The sequence below is a fragment of the Kitasatospora sp. NBC_00039 genome, assembly GCF_045160625.1.
GTDB lineage: Bacteria > Actinomycetota > Actinomycetes > Streptomycetales > Streptomycetaceae > Kitasatospora.
The window spans coordinates 4,209,940-4,225,613 of sequence record NZ_CP108289.1; the positions used below are offsets into that span (position 1 = coordinate 4,209,940).

Annotated in this window: 2 protein-coding genes; both read right to left on the reverse strand. The window is 76.1% G+C overall.

The window, feature by feature from the left end; all coding sequences use genetic code 11:
• Positions 1-4: 4 nt before the first annotated feature.
• A complete protein-coding gene (locus OG286_RS18505; protein WP_405366062.1) occupies positions 5-10,735 on the reverse strand; it encodes a type I polyketide synthase in 10,731 nt (3,576 codons plus the stop codon).
• A gap of 28 nt (positions 10,736-10,763) precedes the next feature.
• On the reverse strand, positions 10,764-15,659 hold the full coding sequence (locus OG286_RS18510; protein ID WP_396324619.1) for a type I polyketide synthase: 4,896 nt from the start codon (positions 15,657-15,659) through the stop codon (positions 10,764-10,766).
• Positions 15,660-15,674 lie beyond the last annotated feature (15 nt).

Genomic DNA, 15,674 nt, shown 5'->3' on the forward strand with positions numbered 1-15,674 from the left:
GGCCTCACGCCTCCCGCGTCGTGTCGTTGAGCGCCATCGAGATGAGGCTCTCGGCGTCCATGTCGTCGATGTCCTCGACGTCGCTGCCCCGGTCGTCCGCCGCGTCCCCGGCGGGCTCGCCGAGCCCGGCCAGTTCGAGGAGGCTGTCCATGAGCCCGGTCTCCCGCAGCCGCGCCAGCGGGATCGTCTGCAGGGCGAGCCGCACCCGGGCCTCCGGGTCGGCGGGCAGCCCGTCGGCGGCGGACACCGGGATCTGCGGGGCAAGCTGCTCCCGCAGGTGCCGGGCGAGGATCCGGATGCTCGGATAGTCGAAGATCAGGCCGGCGGGCAGCCGCAGACCGGTCTCCTCCCCCATGCGGTTGCGGAACTCCACCGAGGTCAGCGAGTCGAAGCCGAGCTCGCCGAAGGCCCGCTCGACCTCGATGGCGTCCGTGTCCTTGTGGCCGAGCACCAGCGCGGCCTGGCCGCGCACCAGCGCGACGAGGACCGCCTCGCGCTCGTCGTCGGAGGAGGCCGCGGCGAGCCGGCCCCGCAGGGCGTCGGCGCCGGAGGCGGTCGTTCCCGCCGTGCGCCGGGCGACGGCCGGGCGCACCAGCCCCTGGAACAGGGACGGCAGCTGGTCGGCGCCCCGGCGGCCGAGCGTCCTGAGGTCCAGGGCCACCGGGACGAGGGCCGGCAGGCCGGTCCCGAGCGCCGCGTCGAACAGGCGCGTTCCCTGCTCCCCGGTCAACGCCGCGACGCCGGAGCGGGCGGCCCGCTGCACGTCGGCGTCGGAGAGCCCGCCGCCCATGCCGCCGGTGCCCCACAGGCCCCAGGCGAGCGAGGTGGCGGGCAGTCCGGCCGCCGCGCGGTGCTGGGCGAGGGCGTCCAGGAAGGCGTTGGCCGCCGCGTAGTTGCCCTGGCCGGGGCCGCCGAGGACCCCGCCGACCGACGAGAAGAGGACGAAGGCCTTCAGGCCGCCGTCCCGGGTCAGCTCGTGCAGGTGCCAGGCCGCGTCCGCCTTGGGGCGCAGGACGGCGTCCAGGCGCTCCGGGGTCAGGGACCCCACGGTCGCGTCGTCGAGCACACCGGCCGCGTGCACGACCCCGGTGAGCGGGTGCTCGGCGGGCAGGCCGTCGAGCACGCCCGCCAGGGCGGCCCGGTCGGCGACGTCGGCGGCCGCGAAGCGGACCGACTCGGCGCCCAGCTCCTCCAGCTCGCGCCGGAGCTCCGGCGCGGACGGCGCGTCCGCGCCCCTGCGGCTGAGCAGGAGCAGGTGCCGGACGCCGTGCTCGGCGACCAGGTGCCGGGCGAAGACGGGCCCGAGCCCGCCGGTCGCCCCGGTGATCAGCACGGTGCCCTCACCGTCCCACGGGGACGCCGGCTCCGCGCCGGCCGCCTCCTTCGCCACCCGGACCAGGCGCGGCACCAGGACGCCGCCCGCCCGGACGGCCGCCTGCTCCTCGCCGGACGCCAGCACGGCGGGCAGCGCCCGCAGCGACGCCTCGTCGCCGTCCAGGTCGACCAGGACGATCCGGCCCGGGTTCTCCGCCTGCGCGGAACGCACCAGGCCGCCGACGGCCGCACCCGACGGGTCGACACCCTGCGGGTCGCCGGTGTCCGTCGCGACCGCCCCGCCGGTCAGCACGACGAGCTTCGCCGCGGCGAAGCGCTCGTCCGCCAGCCAGCCCTGGAGCACCTCCAGGACGCGGTGCGTCTCGGCGCGCACGGCCTCCGGCGAGGCCGCCGCCGGGTCGCCCGGGCCCGCGGCCAAAACGCCGGCCGGCAGCAGCACCATGTCGGCGCCGCCCACCCCGTCCAGCTCCTTCGCGGGGACGGCGTCCAGCCGGCCCGCCAGGTCGTCCGGCCGTGCGGCCAGCAGGGCCCACGAGCCCGTCCGCTGCACCGGTCCGGCCGGGGCCTCGTTCCAGGCGACGCGGTAGAGGGAGTCGTGGAACGCCCCCGCCCCAGCGCCGACCTCGCCGGCGGACGCCGGCCGCAGAGCCAGCGAGCCGACCGACGCCACCGGCAGACCCTGGGCGTCGGCGACGTCGAGGGCCACCGCGCCCTGACCCGCCGTCGGGCGCAGCCGCACCCGCAACATGGACGCCCCGGTGGCGAACAGCTCCACGTCGGACCAGGCGAACGGCAGCTCCGCACGGTCGGACTCCCGTGCCAGCCCGAGGGCGTGCAGGGCCGCGTCGAGCGCCGCCGGGTGAAGGCCGAACCCGTCCGCGCCCGCCACCAGCCCCTGCGGCAGCGCCACCTCGGAGAGGACGTCGTCCCCGTGCCGCCAGGCCCTGGTGAGGCCCTGGAAGGCCGGGCCGTAGACCAGCCCGCCGTCGGCGAACGTCTCGTACATGCCGGCCAGTTCGATCGGCTCGGCACCGGCCGGGGGCCACACCGCCAGGTCGGAGGACGGCCGGGAGCCCGCCGCCGCGAGGACACCCGTCGCGTGCCGCGTCCACGGCACCTCCGGCGGCGCGCCCACCTGGCGTGCGTGCACGGTGAAGCGGCGCGAGCCGTCCGCGTCCGGGCCGGCGACCGACAGCTGAACGTCCGCCGCACCCTTCTCCGGCAGGACCAGCGGCGCCTCCAGCACCAGGTCGGCGACGCGTCCGCAGCCGACGCGGTCGCCGGCGTGCAGGGCGAGGTCGACGAAGCCCGTGCCGGGGAAGAGCGTCGCCCCGCCGAAGGCGTGGTCGGCCAGCCACGGCGTGGTCTGCGCGGACAGCCGGCCGGTGAACAACCCGCCTTCGTCGCCGGCCAGTTCGACCGAGGAGACCAGGAACGGGTGCTCCGGGGAGACGAATCCGGCGGTCGCGGGGCCGGCGTCGAGCCAGTAGTGCTCGTGCTGGAAGGCGTAGGTCGGCAGGTCGACGCGGCGGGCGCCGGTGCCCCGGAACACGGCCGTCCAGTCGACGTCCGCGCCCGCCTCGAACACGGCGGCCAGAGCGGCCAGCAGGGCGGGGGCCTCGTCGCGGCCCTTGCGCAGCGCGGGCACGAGGAGGGCGTCGTCGGGGGCGGCCAGACAGGCCTGGGCCATGCCGGTCAGCACCCCGTCGGGACCGAGTTCGAGGAAGCGGGTCACGCCGGCGTCCTCCAACGCCCTGATCCCGTCGGCGAAACGGACGGCCTGGCGGACGTGGCGCACCCAGTACTCCGGATCACGCAGCTCATCAGCGGCCGCGATGCGACCCGTCACGTTCGACACCACGGCGAGCTGGGGCTCGCCGAAGGAGAGGCCCCGGACGACGGCCCGGAAGTCCTCCAGCATCGGCTCCATCAACGGCGAGTGGAACGCGTGCGAGACCGTCAGCCGGACGGAGGCGATGCCACGCTCCTCCAGCTTCTTCACGACCTTGCCCAGCGCGGCCTCGGCACCGGAGATCACCACCGACGCGGGCCCGTTGACCGCCGCCACCCCGACCTCGGCCTCGTGGCCCTTCAGCAGCGGCAGCACGTCCGCCTCGGCGGCCCGGACGGCCACCATGACGCCACCGGCGGGCAGCGCCTGCATCAGCCGGCCACGCGCGGCGACCAGCGTGCACGCATCCGCCAGCGACAGGACCCCGGCCACGTGAGCGGCGGCGATCTCGCCCACCGAGTGCCCGGCCAGGAAGTCCGCCCGCACACCCAGCGATTCGACCAGCCGGTACAGCGCCACCTCGACGGCGAACAGCGCCGACTGGGTGTGGACCGTGTCGTCCAGCGAACCCGACGTGCCGGCGATGACCTCGCGCAGCGACACACCCAACTCACCGTCCAGGAGCCCACACACCTCGTCCAGCGCGGCCGCGAACACCGGGAACACCGACGCCAGCCCGGCGCCCATCCCGACCCGCTGCGAACCCTGACCCGTGAACAGGAACGCCGTCCGGCCGCCGATCCGCGGCTCCGAGGAACCGCCGCCGGCCACCGCGGCTAGCCCGGCCAGCACCTCCTCACGCGTCGCACCCAGCACCACCGCACGCCGGTCGAACACCGCCCGCGACGACGCCAACGAGAACCCGACATCGAGCGCCGACACCGAACCAGCCACCGAACCACCGGCCGCGAACTCCCGCAGCCGCCCGGCCTGCGCCCGCAGCGCGGCCTCCGTCCGGCCCGACACCACCCACGGCACCGGCACACCCACCGGCCACCCCGCACCCGGATCCTCGACGGCCTCCTCGACGGGCTCGGCCGCCGGAGGCTCCTCCAGGATCACGTGCGCGTTGGTGCCGCTGATGCCGAACGAGGAGATACCCGCCCGGCGCGGTGTGCCGTCCGCCTTCTCCCACGGCCGGGACTCCGCCAGCAGCTCGACGTCTCCGGCCTCCCAGTCCACGTGCGTGGACGGGGTGTCGACGTGCAGGGTCTTCGGCAGCACGCCGTGGCGCATCGCCTGCACCATCTTGATGATCGCCGCCACGCCGGCGGCGGCCTGGGTGTGGCCGAGGTTCGACTTGATCGAGCCCAGCCACAACGGGCTGCCCTCCGGGCGGCCCTGGCCGTACGTCGCCAGCAGCGCCTGCGCCTCGATCGGGTCACCCAGCGTGGTGCCCGTGCCGTGCGCCTCCACCACGTCCACGTCGGCGGTCGACAGACCCGCGTTGGCCAGCGCCGCCCGGATCACCCGCTGCTGCGACGGACCGTTCGGCGCGGTGATGCCGTTGCTCGCACCGTCCTGGTTGACCGCCGAACCGCGGACCACGGCCAGCACCTCGTGCCCGAGCCGACGTGCGTCCGACAGCCGCTCGACGAGCAGCACGCCGGCGCCCTCGCCCCAGGCCGTGCCGTCGGCCTCCTCCGAGAAGGCCTTGATCCGGCCGTCCGGGGCCAGGCCCCGCTGGCGGCTGAACTCCACGAACACCTCGGGGGTCGCCATCACCGCCACGCCGCCGACCAGGGCGAGTTCGCACTCGTTCCGCTGGAGGGCCTGGATCGCCCAGTGCAGGGCGACCAGCGAGGACGAGCAGGCGGTGTCCACCGACACCGCCGGGCCCTCCAGGCCGAATGTGTAGGAGACCCGGCCGGAGATCGCGCTGCCCATCGCGTGGCTGGTCGGGTAGTCGTGGTACATCACGCCCGTGAAGACGCCGGTCCGGCTGCCCTTGAGCGAGGCCGGGTCGATGCCGGCCCGCTCCATCGCCTCCCAGGACGCCTCCAGCAGCAGCCGCTGCTGCGGGTCGAGCGCCAGCGCCTCGTTCGGGCTGACCCGGAAGAACGCCGCGTCGAACTCCGCCGCGTCGTGCAGGAACCCGCCCTGGTTGACATAGGTGGTGTCGGCGCGCTCCCGCGTCGGGTCGTACAGGAGGCCGGTGTCCCAGCCCCGGTCCTCGGGAAACTCGGACACCGCCTCCCGGCCCTCCACGACCAGCTCCCAGAGCTCGTCGGGCGTCGTGACACCGCCGGGGTAGCGGGCGGACATGCCGACGATGACGATCGGGTCGTCGGACGACGCGCCCGTCGCGACGGCCGACCGGCCCTGGTCCGAGGCCTCGTCGGCGGCACCGACCAGCGACTCGTGGAGGTGGCCCGCGAGCGCCGAGGACGACGGGTAGTCGAAGACCAGGGTCGCCGGCAGCCGCAGACCGGTGGCGGTGTTGAGGCCGTTGCGCAGCTCGACCGCGGAGAGCGAGTCGAAGCCCAGCTCGCTGAACGCGCGGTCGGGTTCGATCGCGTCCGGCGAACTGTGGCCGAGCACGGCGGCGACCTGCGCGCGGACGACCTGGAGCAGCAGCCGCTCGCGCTCCTCCCGGTCGAGCCCGGCGAGCCGGCCGGCCAGCGAGTCGGCGCCGCCCGCCGGCACTCCGCGCGCGGCCGTGCGCCGGGCCACCGGGACGATGCCCCGGAACAGCGCGTCGAGCTCGTCGCCCTGGGCGCGCAGGGCCGCCGTGTCGATCCGGATCGGGGCGAGCGCGGGCCCGCCGGCCGCGCGGGCGGCGTCGAAGAGCGCGAGGCCCTCCTCCGCGCCGAGCGGCACGATGCCGCCGCGCGCCATGCGGGCGCGGTCGGCCTCGCTGAGGGTGCCGACCATGCCGCCGCCCTCGGCCCAGGGGCCCCAGGCGAGGGAGGTGGCGGGCAGCCCGGCCGCGTGGCGCCGCTCGGCGAGGGCGTCCAGGAAGGCGTTGGCCGCCGCGTAGTTGCCCTGGCCGGGGACGCCGAGGACGCCGGCCGCCGAGGAGAAGAGGACGAACGCCGTCAGGTCGAGCCCGGCGGTCAGTTCGTGCAGGTGCCAGGCGGCATCGACCTTCGGGCGGAGCACGGCGTGCACCCGTTCGGGGGTCAGTGACGCGATGGTGCCGTCGTCCAGGAAGCCCGCCGCGTGCACGACCGCGCGCAGCGGCCGGTCGGCCGGGACGCCGCCGATCAGCGCCGCCAGGGCGGCCCGGTCGGAGACGTCGCAGGATTCGATGGTGACGCTCTCGGCACCGGCCTCGGTGAGGGCCGCGCTCAGCTCCTCCGCCCCGGGCGCCGCGGCGCCGCGGCGGCTGACCAGCAGCAGGTGCCGGACGCCGTGCTCGCTGACCAGGTGACGGGCGAGGAGGGCACCGAGCCCGCCGGTCGCGCCCGTGAGCAGCACGGTGCCCGCGGCGTCCCAGCCCTGCTCCGCGGCCTCGGCGGACCCTTCGGTGCCGGCCGCGGGGACGGCGACGCGGGCGAGCCGGGCGGTGCGGACCTCGCCGCCGCGGATCGCCAGGTGGTCCTCCCCGGTGGCCACCGCGGCCGGCAGGGCCCGGGCGGACGCCGGGTCGTCGTCGAGCTCGACCAGGACGATCCGGCCCGGGTTCTCCGCCTGGGCCGAGCGGATCATCCCGCTGACGGCGGCGCCGACCAGCGGGGAGACTCCGCTCGACGCGGCGGCCCCGGGGACCACCACGACCAGCCGCGAGCCCTCGGGGGCACTCTGCGCGATCCGGCTCCGGACGGCGGTGAGCACCCGCTCCGTCTCGGCGTGCACGGCGCTCACGGGGTCGTCGTCGGACGTGACGGCCCAGCCGGCCGGGAGGAGCACGTGGTCGGCCGCTTCACCGGCCGGCACCGGGGCGACGCCCAGCCGGCCGGCCCAGTCCCCGGCGTCGGCCCCGAGCACCGCCCAGGTGCCCTGCGCGGTGCCGCGCGGGACGGGCGTCCAGGAGACCCGGAACAGCGAGTCGTGGTGCGCGGCGGCCGCGGCCTTGATCTGCGCGGCGGAGACCGGCCGGACGGCCAGCGCCCCCACGGAGGCGACGGGGCTGCCGGTGGCGTCCGCGAGGTCCAGGGCCGCCGCGTCCCGGCCCGGCACCCGCCGGACCCGGACTCGCAGGTGTGTCGCGCCGGTCGCGTGGACCTCGACGTCGGACCAGGCGAACGGCAGGCCGCCCTCCGACACCGCGTCGGAGACGCTCACCGCGTGCAGGGCCGCGTCGAAGGCGGCCGGGTGGAGGGCGAACAGCTCGGCGTCGGCGTGCGCGCCGTCCGGGAGGACGACCTCGGCGAACACCTCGCCGTCCCGGCTCCAGGCGGCCGTCAGCCCCCGGAACAGCGGCCCGTACGCCAGGCCGCCGGCGACGAAGTCGTCGTAGACGGAGTCGACGGCGACCGGCTCGGCGCCCTTGGGCGGCCAAGCCGCGAAGTCGAAGGAGGCGGCGCCCCTGCCCGGGGCGAGGACGCCGGTGGCGTGTCCGGTCCAGGCCGTCTCGGTGTCGGCGTCGGCGTCGCGCGAGTGGATCCGCACGCTCCGGGTGCCGCCGTCGCCCGCCGCCGCGAGCAGGACGAGCACCTGAACGGCGCCGCGCTCCGCGAGCACCAGCGGCGCTTCGAGGACCAGCTCCTCCACCCGGTCGCAGCCGACCTGCCGGCCGGCGCGGAGCACCATCTCGATCAGCGCCGTCCCCGGCACCACGACGGAGCCGGACACCACGTGGTCGGCCAGCCAGGCGTGGGTGCCGAGGGAGAGCCGGCCGCTCAGCACGGTGCCGCCGGAGTCGGGCAGGTCGACGGCCGCGCCGAGCAGCGGGTGCTCGGTCGCGACGAGGCCGAACGCCGACACGTCGCCCGTGTCGTTCGAGGGGCTGAGCCAGTAGTGCTCGTGCTGGAAGGCGTAGGTCGGCAGGTCGACGCGGCGGGCGCCGGTGCCCCGGAACACGGCCGCCCAGTCGACGTCCGCGCCCGCCTCGAACACGGCGGCCAGAGCGGCCAGCAGGGCGGGGGCCTCGTCGCGGCCCTTGCGCAGCGCGGGCACGAGGAGGGCGTCGTCGGGGTCGGCCAGACAGGCCTGGGCCATGCCGGTCAGCACCCCGTCGGGGCCCAGCTCCAGGAAGCGGGTCACGCCGGCGTCCTCCAACGCCCGGATCCCGTCGGCGAAACGGACGGCCTGGCGGACGTGGCGCACCCAGTACTCCGGATCACGCAGGTCCTCGCCGGTGGCGAGCCTTCCGGTGACGTTGGAGACGACGGCGAGCCTGGGCTCGCCGAAGGTGAGACCCCGGACGACGGTCCGGAACTCCTCCAGCATCGGCTCCATCAGCGGCGAGTGGAACGCGTGCGAGACCGTCAGCCGGACGGAGGCGATGCCACGCTCCTTCAACTGCGCGACCACCTCGCCCACCGCGGCCTCGGCACCCGAAATCACCACCGACGCAGGCCCGTTGACCGCCGCCACCCCGACCTCGGCCTCGTGGCCCTTCAGCAGCGGCAACACGTCCGCCTCGGCCGCCCGGACAGCCACCATGACGCCACCGGCGGGCAGCGCCTGCATCAGCCGGCCACGCGCGGCGACCAGCGTGCACGCATCCGCCAGCGACAGCACACCGGCCACATGCGCAGCCGCGATCTCACCCACCGAGTGCCCGGCCAGGAAGTCCGCCCGCACACCCAGCGACTCCACCAGCCGGTACAGCGCCACCTCGACCGCGAACAACGCCGACTGCGTGAACACCGTGTCATCCAGCGAACCCGACGCACCCGCGATCACCTCGCGCAGCGACACACCCAACTCACCGTCCAGCAGCCCACACACCTCGTCCAGGGCAGCCGCGAACACCGGGAAGGCCTCGTACAGTTCACGGCCCATCCCGACCCGCTGCGAACCCTGACCCGTGAACAGGAACGCCGTCTTGCCCTCCAGCCGGCGCCCCGCCTGCACACCCTCCAGCGCAGCCGTCAGCTCCGCCAGGTCCGAACCCAGCACCACCGCACGCCGGTCGAACACCGCCCGCGACGACGCCAACGAGAACCCGACATCGAGCGCCGACACCGAACCACCCGCCGAACCACCGGCCGCGAACTCCCGCAGCCGCCCGGCCTGCGCCCGCAGCGCGGCCTCCGTCCGGCCCGACACCACCCACGGCACCGGCACACCCGACGGCCACCCCGCACCCGGCTCCTCGACGGCCTCCTCGACCGCCGGGGCCTCCTCGATGATCACGTGCGCGTTGGTGCCGCTCAGGCCGAACGAGGAGATACCCGCCCGGCGCGGCCGCTCACCGCGCTCCCAGGGGGTGCGGGCCAGCAGCAGCTCCACATGGCCGGCCTCCCAGTCCACGTGCGTGGATGGGGTGTCGACGTGCAGCGTCTTCGGCAGCACCTCGTGCCGCATCGCCTGCACCATCTTGATGATGCCCGCGACACCGGCGGCGGCCTGGGTGTGGCCGAGGTTCGACTTGATCGAGCCCAGCCGGAGCGGGTGTTCGGCGGTCCGGCCCTGGCCGTAGGTGGCCAGCAGCGCCTGCGCCTCGATCGGGTCACCCAGCGTGGTGCCCGTGCCGTGCGCCTCCACCACGTCCACGTCGGCGGTCGACAGCCCCGCGTTGGCCAGCGCCGCCCGGATCACCCGCTGCTGCGACGGACCGTTCGGCGCGGTGATGCCGTTGCTCGCACCGTCCTGGTTGACCGCGGAGCCCCGCACCACGGCGAGGACGGGGTGGCCGTTGCGGCGGGCGACCGAGAGCCGCTCGACCAGGAGGACTCCGGCGCCCTCGCTCCAGCCGGTGCCGTCGGCGGCGTCGGCGAACGCCTTGCAGCGGCCGTCGGCCGCCAGCCCGCGCGCCTTGCCGAAGGCGATGAACGGGTCGGGCGTCGCCATCACCGTGACACCGCCGGCCAGGGCGATCGTGCACTCGCCCCGGCGCAGCGCCTGCACCGCCAGGTGCAGGGCCACCAGCGAGGACGAGCAGGCCGTGTCCACCGACACCGCCGGGCCCTCGAAACCGAACGCGTAGGAGACCCGGCCGGAGAGCACGGCGCCGTTGGTGCCGGTGGTCATGTAGGCCGCCGACTCCTCGGGCAGCTTCATGCCGAAGTAGGACTGGCCGTTGGTCCCGACGTAGACGCCGACGGGGCCGCCCTTGAGGGAGTCGGGGGAGATCCCGGCCCGCTCGAACGCCTCCCAGGACGCCTCCAGCAGCAGCCGCTGCTGCGGGTCCATCGCGATGGCCTCCCGCGGGCTGATGCCGAAGAACTCGGCGTCGAACCGGGCGGCGCCGTGCAGGAACCCGCCGCTGCGGGTGTAGCCGCTGGCCGCCCGTTCGGCGTCCGCGTCGTACATGCCGCCGACGTCCCAGCCGCGGTCCTGGGGGAATCCGCCGATGGCGTCCGTCTCGTCGAGGACCAGGTCCCAGAGGTCTTCCGGGGAACGCGTGTCACCCGGGAAGCGGCAGGCCATCCCCACGATCGCGATCGGCTCCGCCTCGATGTCGCGCAGCCGCTCCTTCGTCTGTGCGAGGTCGGCGGTCGTCCGCTTGAGGTAGTCGAGCAGCTTCTTTTCGTTCCCCATCAGGGCCTCACCAATTCTGTTGAGAAAGAGTCCAGGAACCTGGTCACGCGATCCCGAGTTCTTTGTCGATGAAGTCGAAGAGTTCGTCGGCCGAGGCGTCCTCCAGCTGGTCGGCGACCGTGCCGGCCCCCCGGCTGCCTTGGGCCTCGTTCACGCGGGCCACCAGGGCCTGGAGGCGGGGGACGACCTGCGTCCGTTCGATCTCCTCCGGGGCGAGGGAGGCCACCACGGCCTCCAGCCGGTCGAGTTCGGCCGCCACGCCGGCACCGCCGGCGCCCGTCGGCGCCAGCTCGCCGTGCAGGTGCTCGGCCAGGGTGGTGGGGTTGGCGTAGTCGAAGAGCAGGGTCGCCGGGAGCTTCAGCCCGGTGGCCGCGTTCATGCGGTTGCGGAACTCGACGGCGGTCAGCGAGTCGAATCCCATGTCCTTGAAGGCACGGCCCGGCTGGACGGCGTCGGGGCCGTCGTGGCCGAGCACCGTGGCCACCTGGCCGCGGACGAGCCCGAGGATGGTGCTGCGCTGCTCGCCGCCGGTGAGCGCGGCCAGCTCCCGGGCCAGCGCGGAGGCGTCGGCCGGGCCGCCCGCCGCCGGGCCGCCCGCCGGACCGCCGGTCGCGGCCTTCACCTCGGGCAGGGCGCCGATCAGCGGGCTGGGCCGGCCGGCCGTGAAGGCGGGTGCCAGCTCGGCCCAGTCGGCGTCGACCACGCCGATGACGGCCTCGCCGCGCTCCAGCACCTCGTTCAGGGCGTTCACGGCGAGCTCCGGGTCCAGCTCGGACAGGCCGCGCCACCAGGCGCGCTCCTGGATCTCCTGCTGGGCGGCCATGCCTCCGCCGCCCCACGGGCCCCAGGCGACCGAGGCCGCCGGCAGGCCCTGCGCCCTGCGGTGCTCGGCCAGTGCGTCGAGGTAGGCGTTGGCCGCCGCGTACGAGGCCTGGCCGGCGCCGCCGAGCAGGCCCGCGATCGAGGAGAACGTCACGAAGGCGGTCAGTTCGAGGTCCCGCGTGAGCTCGTGCAGGTTGCGGGCGGCCTCGGTCTTGGGGCGGAGCACCCCGGCGATCCGCTCCGGGGTGAGCGAGCCGACCGTCCCGTCGTCGAGCACCCCGGCCGCGTGCATCACCGCGGTCAGCGGGGCGTCGGCGGGCAGCTCCTTCAGCAGCACGGCGAGGGAGTCGCGGTCGGCGGCGTCGCAGGCCGCGACGGTGACGCGGGCGCCGAGGCCGGTGAGCTCCTGCGCGAGCTCCGCGGCGCCGGGGGCCTCGATGCCGCGCCGGCTGGTGAGCAGCAGGTGCTCGGCGCCGGCCCGGGCCAGCCAGCGGGCGACGTGGGCACCGACGGCGCCGGTGCCGCCGGTCACGAGCACCGTGCCGGTGGGCCGCCAGGCGACCCGCGGCGGGCTGGTGTCGGCGGTCGCCCGCTCCAGGCGGCGGACGAAGGTGCCGGACGCCCGGACGGCGAGCTGGTCCTCGCCCGCCGGGTCGGCGAGGACGTCGGCGAGGCGGGCCAGCAGCGCGGCGTCGGGGGTGCCGGTGGCGGGGAGGTCGACCAGACCGCCCCAGAGCCCGGGGTTCTCCAGGGCGACCACCCGGCCGAGGCCCCAGACCAGGGCCTGGCCGGGGTTGGGCAGGGTCTCGGAGCGGCCCGCGGCGACGGCGCCGCGCGTCACGCTCCACACCGGTGCCGTCGCGTCCAGGTCGGCGAGGGCCTGGACGAGCGCCACGGTGGCGGTGAGGCCGCGTGGGGCGGCGGGGGCCCCGGCGTCGGGTTCCCCGTCCTGGCCGAGCAGCGACACCACGCCGTTCAGCGGCGCGGCCCCGGCGAGGGCCGCGGTGATCCGCGCGGTCAGCGCCGGCCGGTCGGCGCCGGGAACGCGCAGCGTCAGGACCTTCGCGCCGCGGTCGGCGAGGGTCCGTTCGACGGCCTCGGCCCACGCCTCGTCCACGCCCGCGGCGGGCAGGGCCAGCAGCCAGCTGCCGGTGAGCCCGCCGCCGGTGCCGCCGGTGCGGGGCAGCCAGCCGATCCGGTAGCGCCAGCCCTCGACGGTGGCGTGCTCGACGCTGCGGGCGCGCCAGTCGGCGAGCAGCGGGAGCACCGTCTCCAGGGAGGAGCGGCTGTCGCCGTCCGCGTCGAGGACGGCGGCGAGGTGGTCGAGGTCGCGCTGCTCGACGGCGGACCAGAAGGCGCCGTCCCCGGCTCCCCGGCCCGGGCGGGCGCCCTCGGCGCCGTCCTCGGGCTCGGCCCAGTAGCGCCGGCGCTGGAACGGGTAGGTGGGCAGCCCGACCCGGCGCCGCCCGGTGCCGGCGAGCGGCGCGGCCCAGTCCACGTCGACGCCGCGCAGGTGCAGGGCGGTGAGCGCGGCCGTCAGGGCCCGCGGCTCGGGGGTGCCGGCGCGCAGCAGCGGGACGGCGAGGACGTCCTCGTCGAGGGTCTCGCCCGCCATCGCGGTGAGGGTGGCGCCCGGGCCGATCTCCAGGCAGGTGGAGACGCCCAGGGCGGCCAGCGCGCGCAGCCCGTCGTGGAAGCGGACGGTGCCGCGGACGTGGCGCACCCAGTACTCGGGGGTGCGCAGGTCGTCGCCCCCGGCGAGCGCGCCGGTCACGTTCGAGACGACCGGGACGGCGGGCTCCCGGAAGGTCAGCCCGGCGAGCACCTCGGCGAAGTCGGCCAGCATGGCGTCCATCCGCGGCGAGTGGAAGGCGTGGCTGACCCGCAGCTCCCGGGTGCGGGCGCCGCGGCCGGCCAGCAGCCCGGCGACCTCGGCGACGGCGTCCTCGTCGCCGGAGAGGACGACGGCGGACGGCCCGTTGACCGCGGCGATGCCGAGCTGCGCCGCCCGGCCCTCCAGCAGCGGCAGCACGTCCTGCTCGGTGGCCTGGACGGCGGTCATCGCGCCGCCCTCGGGCAGGGCCTCCATCAGCCGGCCGCGGGCGGCGACCAGGGCCGCCGCGTCGGCCTGCGAGAGCACTCCGGCGACGTGGGCCGCGGCGATCTCGCCCACGGAGTGGCCGATGAGGACGTCGGGGCGGACGCCGAAGGACTCGGCCAGCCGGTAGAGGGCGACCTCGGTCGCGAACAGCGCCGCCTGCGTGAAGACCGTGCGGTCGAGCAGGGCGGCCTCGGCCGAGCCCTCGCGGGCGAACACCACCTCGCGCAGCGGTCTGGGCAGCCGGGCGTCCAGCTCGGCGCAGACCGCGTCGAAGGCCCGGGCGTAGACGGGGTAGGCCGCGTACGCCTCCTGGCCCATGCCGGGGCGCTGGGCGCCCTGGCCGGTGAAGAGGAAGGCCGTCCGGCCGCCGCCGCGCACCGCGCCGCCCGCGTCCTCGCCGGTGGCGATCCGGTCGAGCGCGGCCAGGAGTTCGCCCCGGTCCGCACCCGCGGCCACGGCCCGGTTCTCGAACAGCGAGCGGGTGGTGGCGAGGGAGTACGCGACGTCGCCGGCGTCCAGGCCGGACCGGTCGAGCAGGTCGGCGTGGAGGCGTGCGGCCTGGGCCCGCAGCGCGTCCTCGCCGCGGGCGGAGAGCGGCCAGGCCAGGTACGGGACGGGGGCGGGCGCGGGCGCGGGCGCGGGCGGCTGCTCGTCGGCGGCCTCCTCGGGGTCGGGGAGCGCCTCCTCGATGATGGCGTGCGCGTTGGTGCCGCTGATCCCGAAGGAGGAGATGCCGAACCTCCTGGGCCGCTCGCCCCTGGGCCACGGCACCTCGTCGTTCAGCAGCTGCACCCGGCCGGCCGACCAGTCGACGTGCGGGGTCGGCTCGCCGGCGTGGATGGTCCGCGGCAGCGTCTCGTGCTGGAGCGCGAGGACCATCTTCATCACGCCCGCCACTCCTGCCGCGGCCTGCGGGTGCCCCATGTTGGACTTGATCGAGCCGAGCCAGAGCGGCCGGTCCTCCGGCCGGTCCTGCCCGTACGTCGCCAGCAGTGCCTGCGCCTCGATCGGGTCGCCGAGCCTGGTGCCCGTGCCGTGCGCCTCCACCGCGTCCACGTCGGCGGCGACCAGCCCGGCGTTCTTCAGCGCGGCCCGGATCACCCGCTGCTGCGCGGGCCCGTTCGGCGCCATCAGGCCGTTGCTGGCGCCGTCCTGGTTCACCGCCGAGCCGCGCACCACCGCGAGGACGGGGTGGCCGAGGCGGCGCGCGTCCGACAGCCGCTCCAGGACGAGCATCCCGGCGCCCTCCGACCAGCCGGCGCCGTCGGCCTCGGCGGCGAAGGACCGGCAGCGGCCGTCCGGGGAGAGCGCCCGCTGCCGGCTGAACTCGACGAACAGCTGGGGGGTCGCCATCACGCAGACGCCGCCGGCGAGGGCGAGCGCGGAGTCCCCCGCCCGCAGCGACTGGCAGGCCAGGTGCAGCGCCACCAGCGAGGACGAGCAGGCGGTGTCCGTGGTGACGGCGGGCCCCTCCAGCCCGAAGGTGTAGGAGACGATGCCGGAGACGATGCTGCCCGCCGTGGTGCTGCGCGGGTAGTCGTGGTGCATCAGGCCGGCGAAGACGCCCGTCCGGCTGCCGCGCAGCGACAGCGGGTCGATCCCGGCCCGTTCGAGCGCCTCCCAGGACACCTCCAGCAGCAGCCGTTGCTGCGGGTCGGCCTCCGGCGCCTCGCGCGGGCTGAGCCCGAAGAAGCCGGCGTCGAACTCGGCCGCGTCGTGCAGGAAGCCGCCGCGGCGGACGTACGTGCGGCCGGGCTTGCCCGGCTCGGGGTCGTACACCGCGTCGGTGTTCCAGCCGCGGTCGGTGGGGAAGTCGGACACCACGTCGGCGCCGTCGGACACCAGCTGCCAGAGGTCCTCGGGGGAGGTCACCCCGCCGGGGTAGCGGCCGCTCATGCCGATGATCGCGATCGGTTCGTGCCGGGCGTCCTCCGCCTCCCGCAGCCGGCGGCGGGTCTCCTGGAGGTCCGCCGTCGCCCGCCTGAGGTACTCGCGGAGCTTTTCGTCGTGCGCCATCGCTGTCTCAGCCTT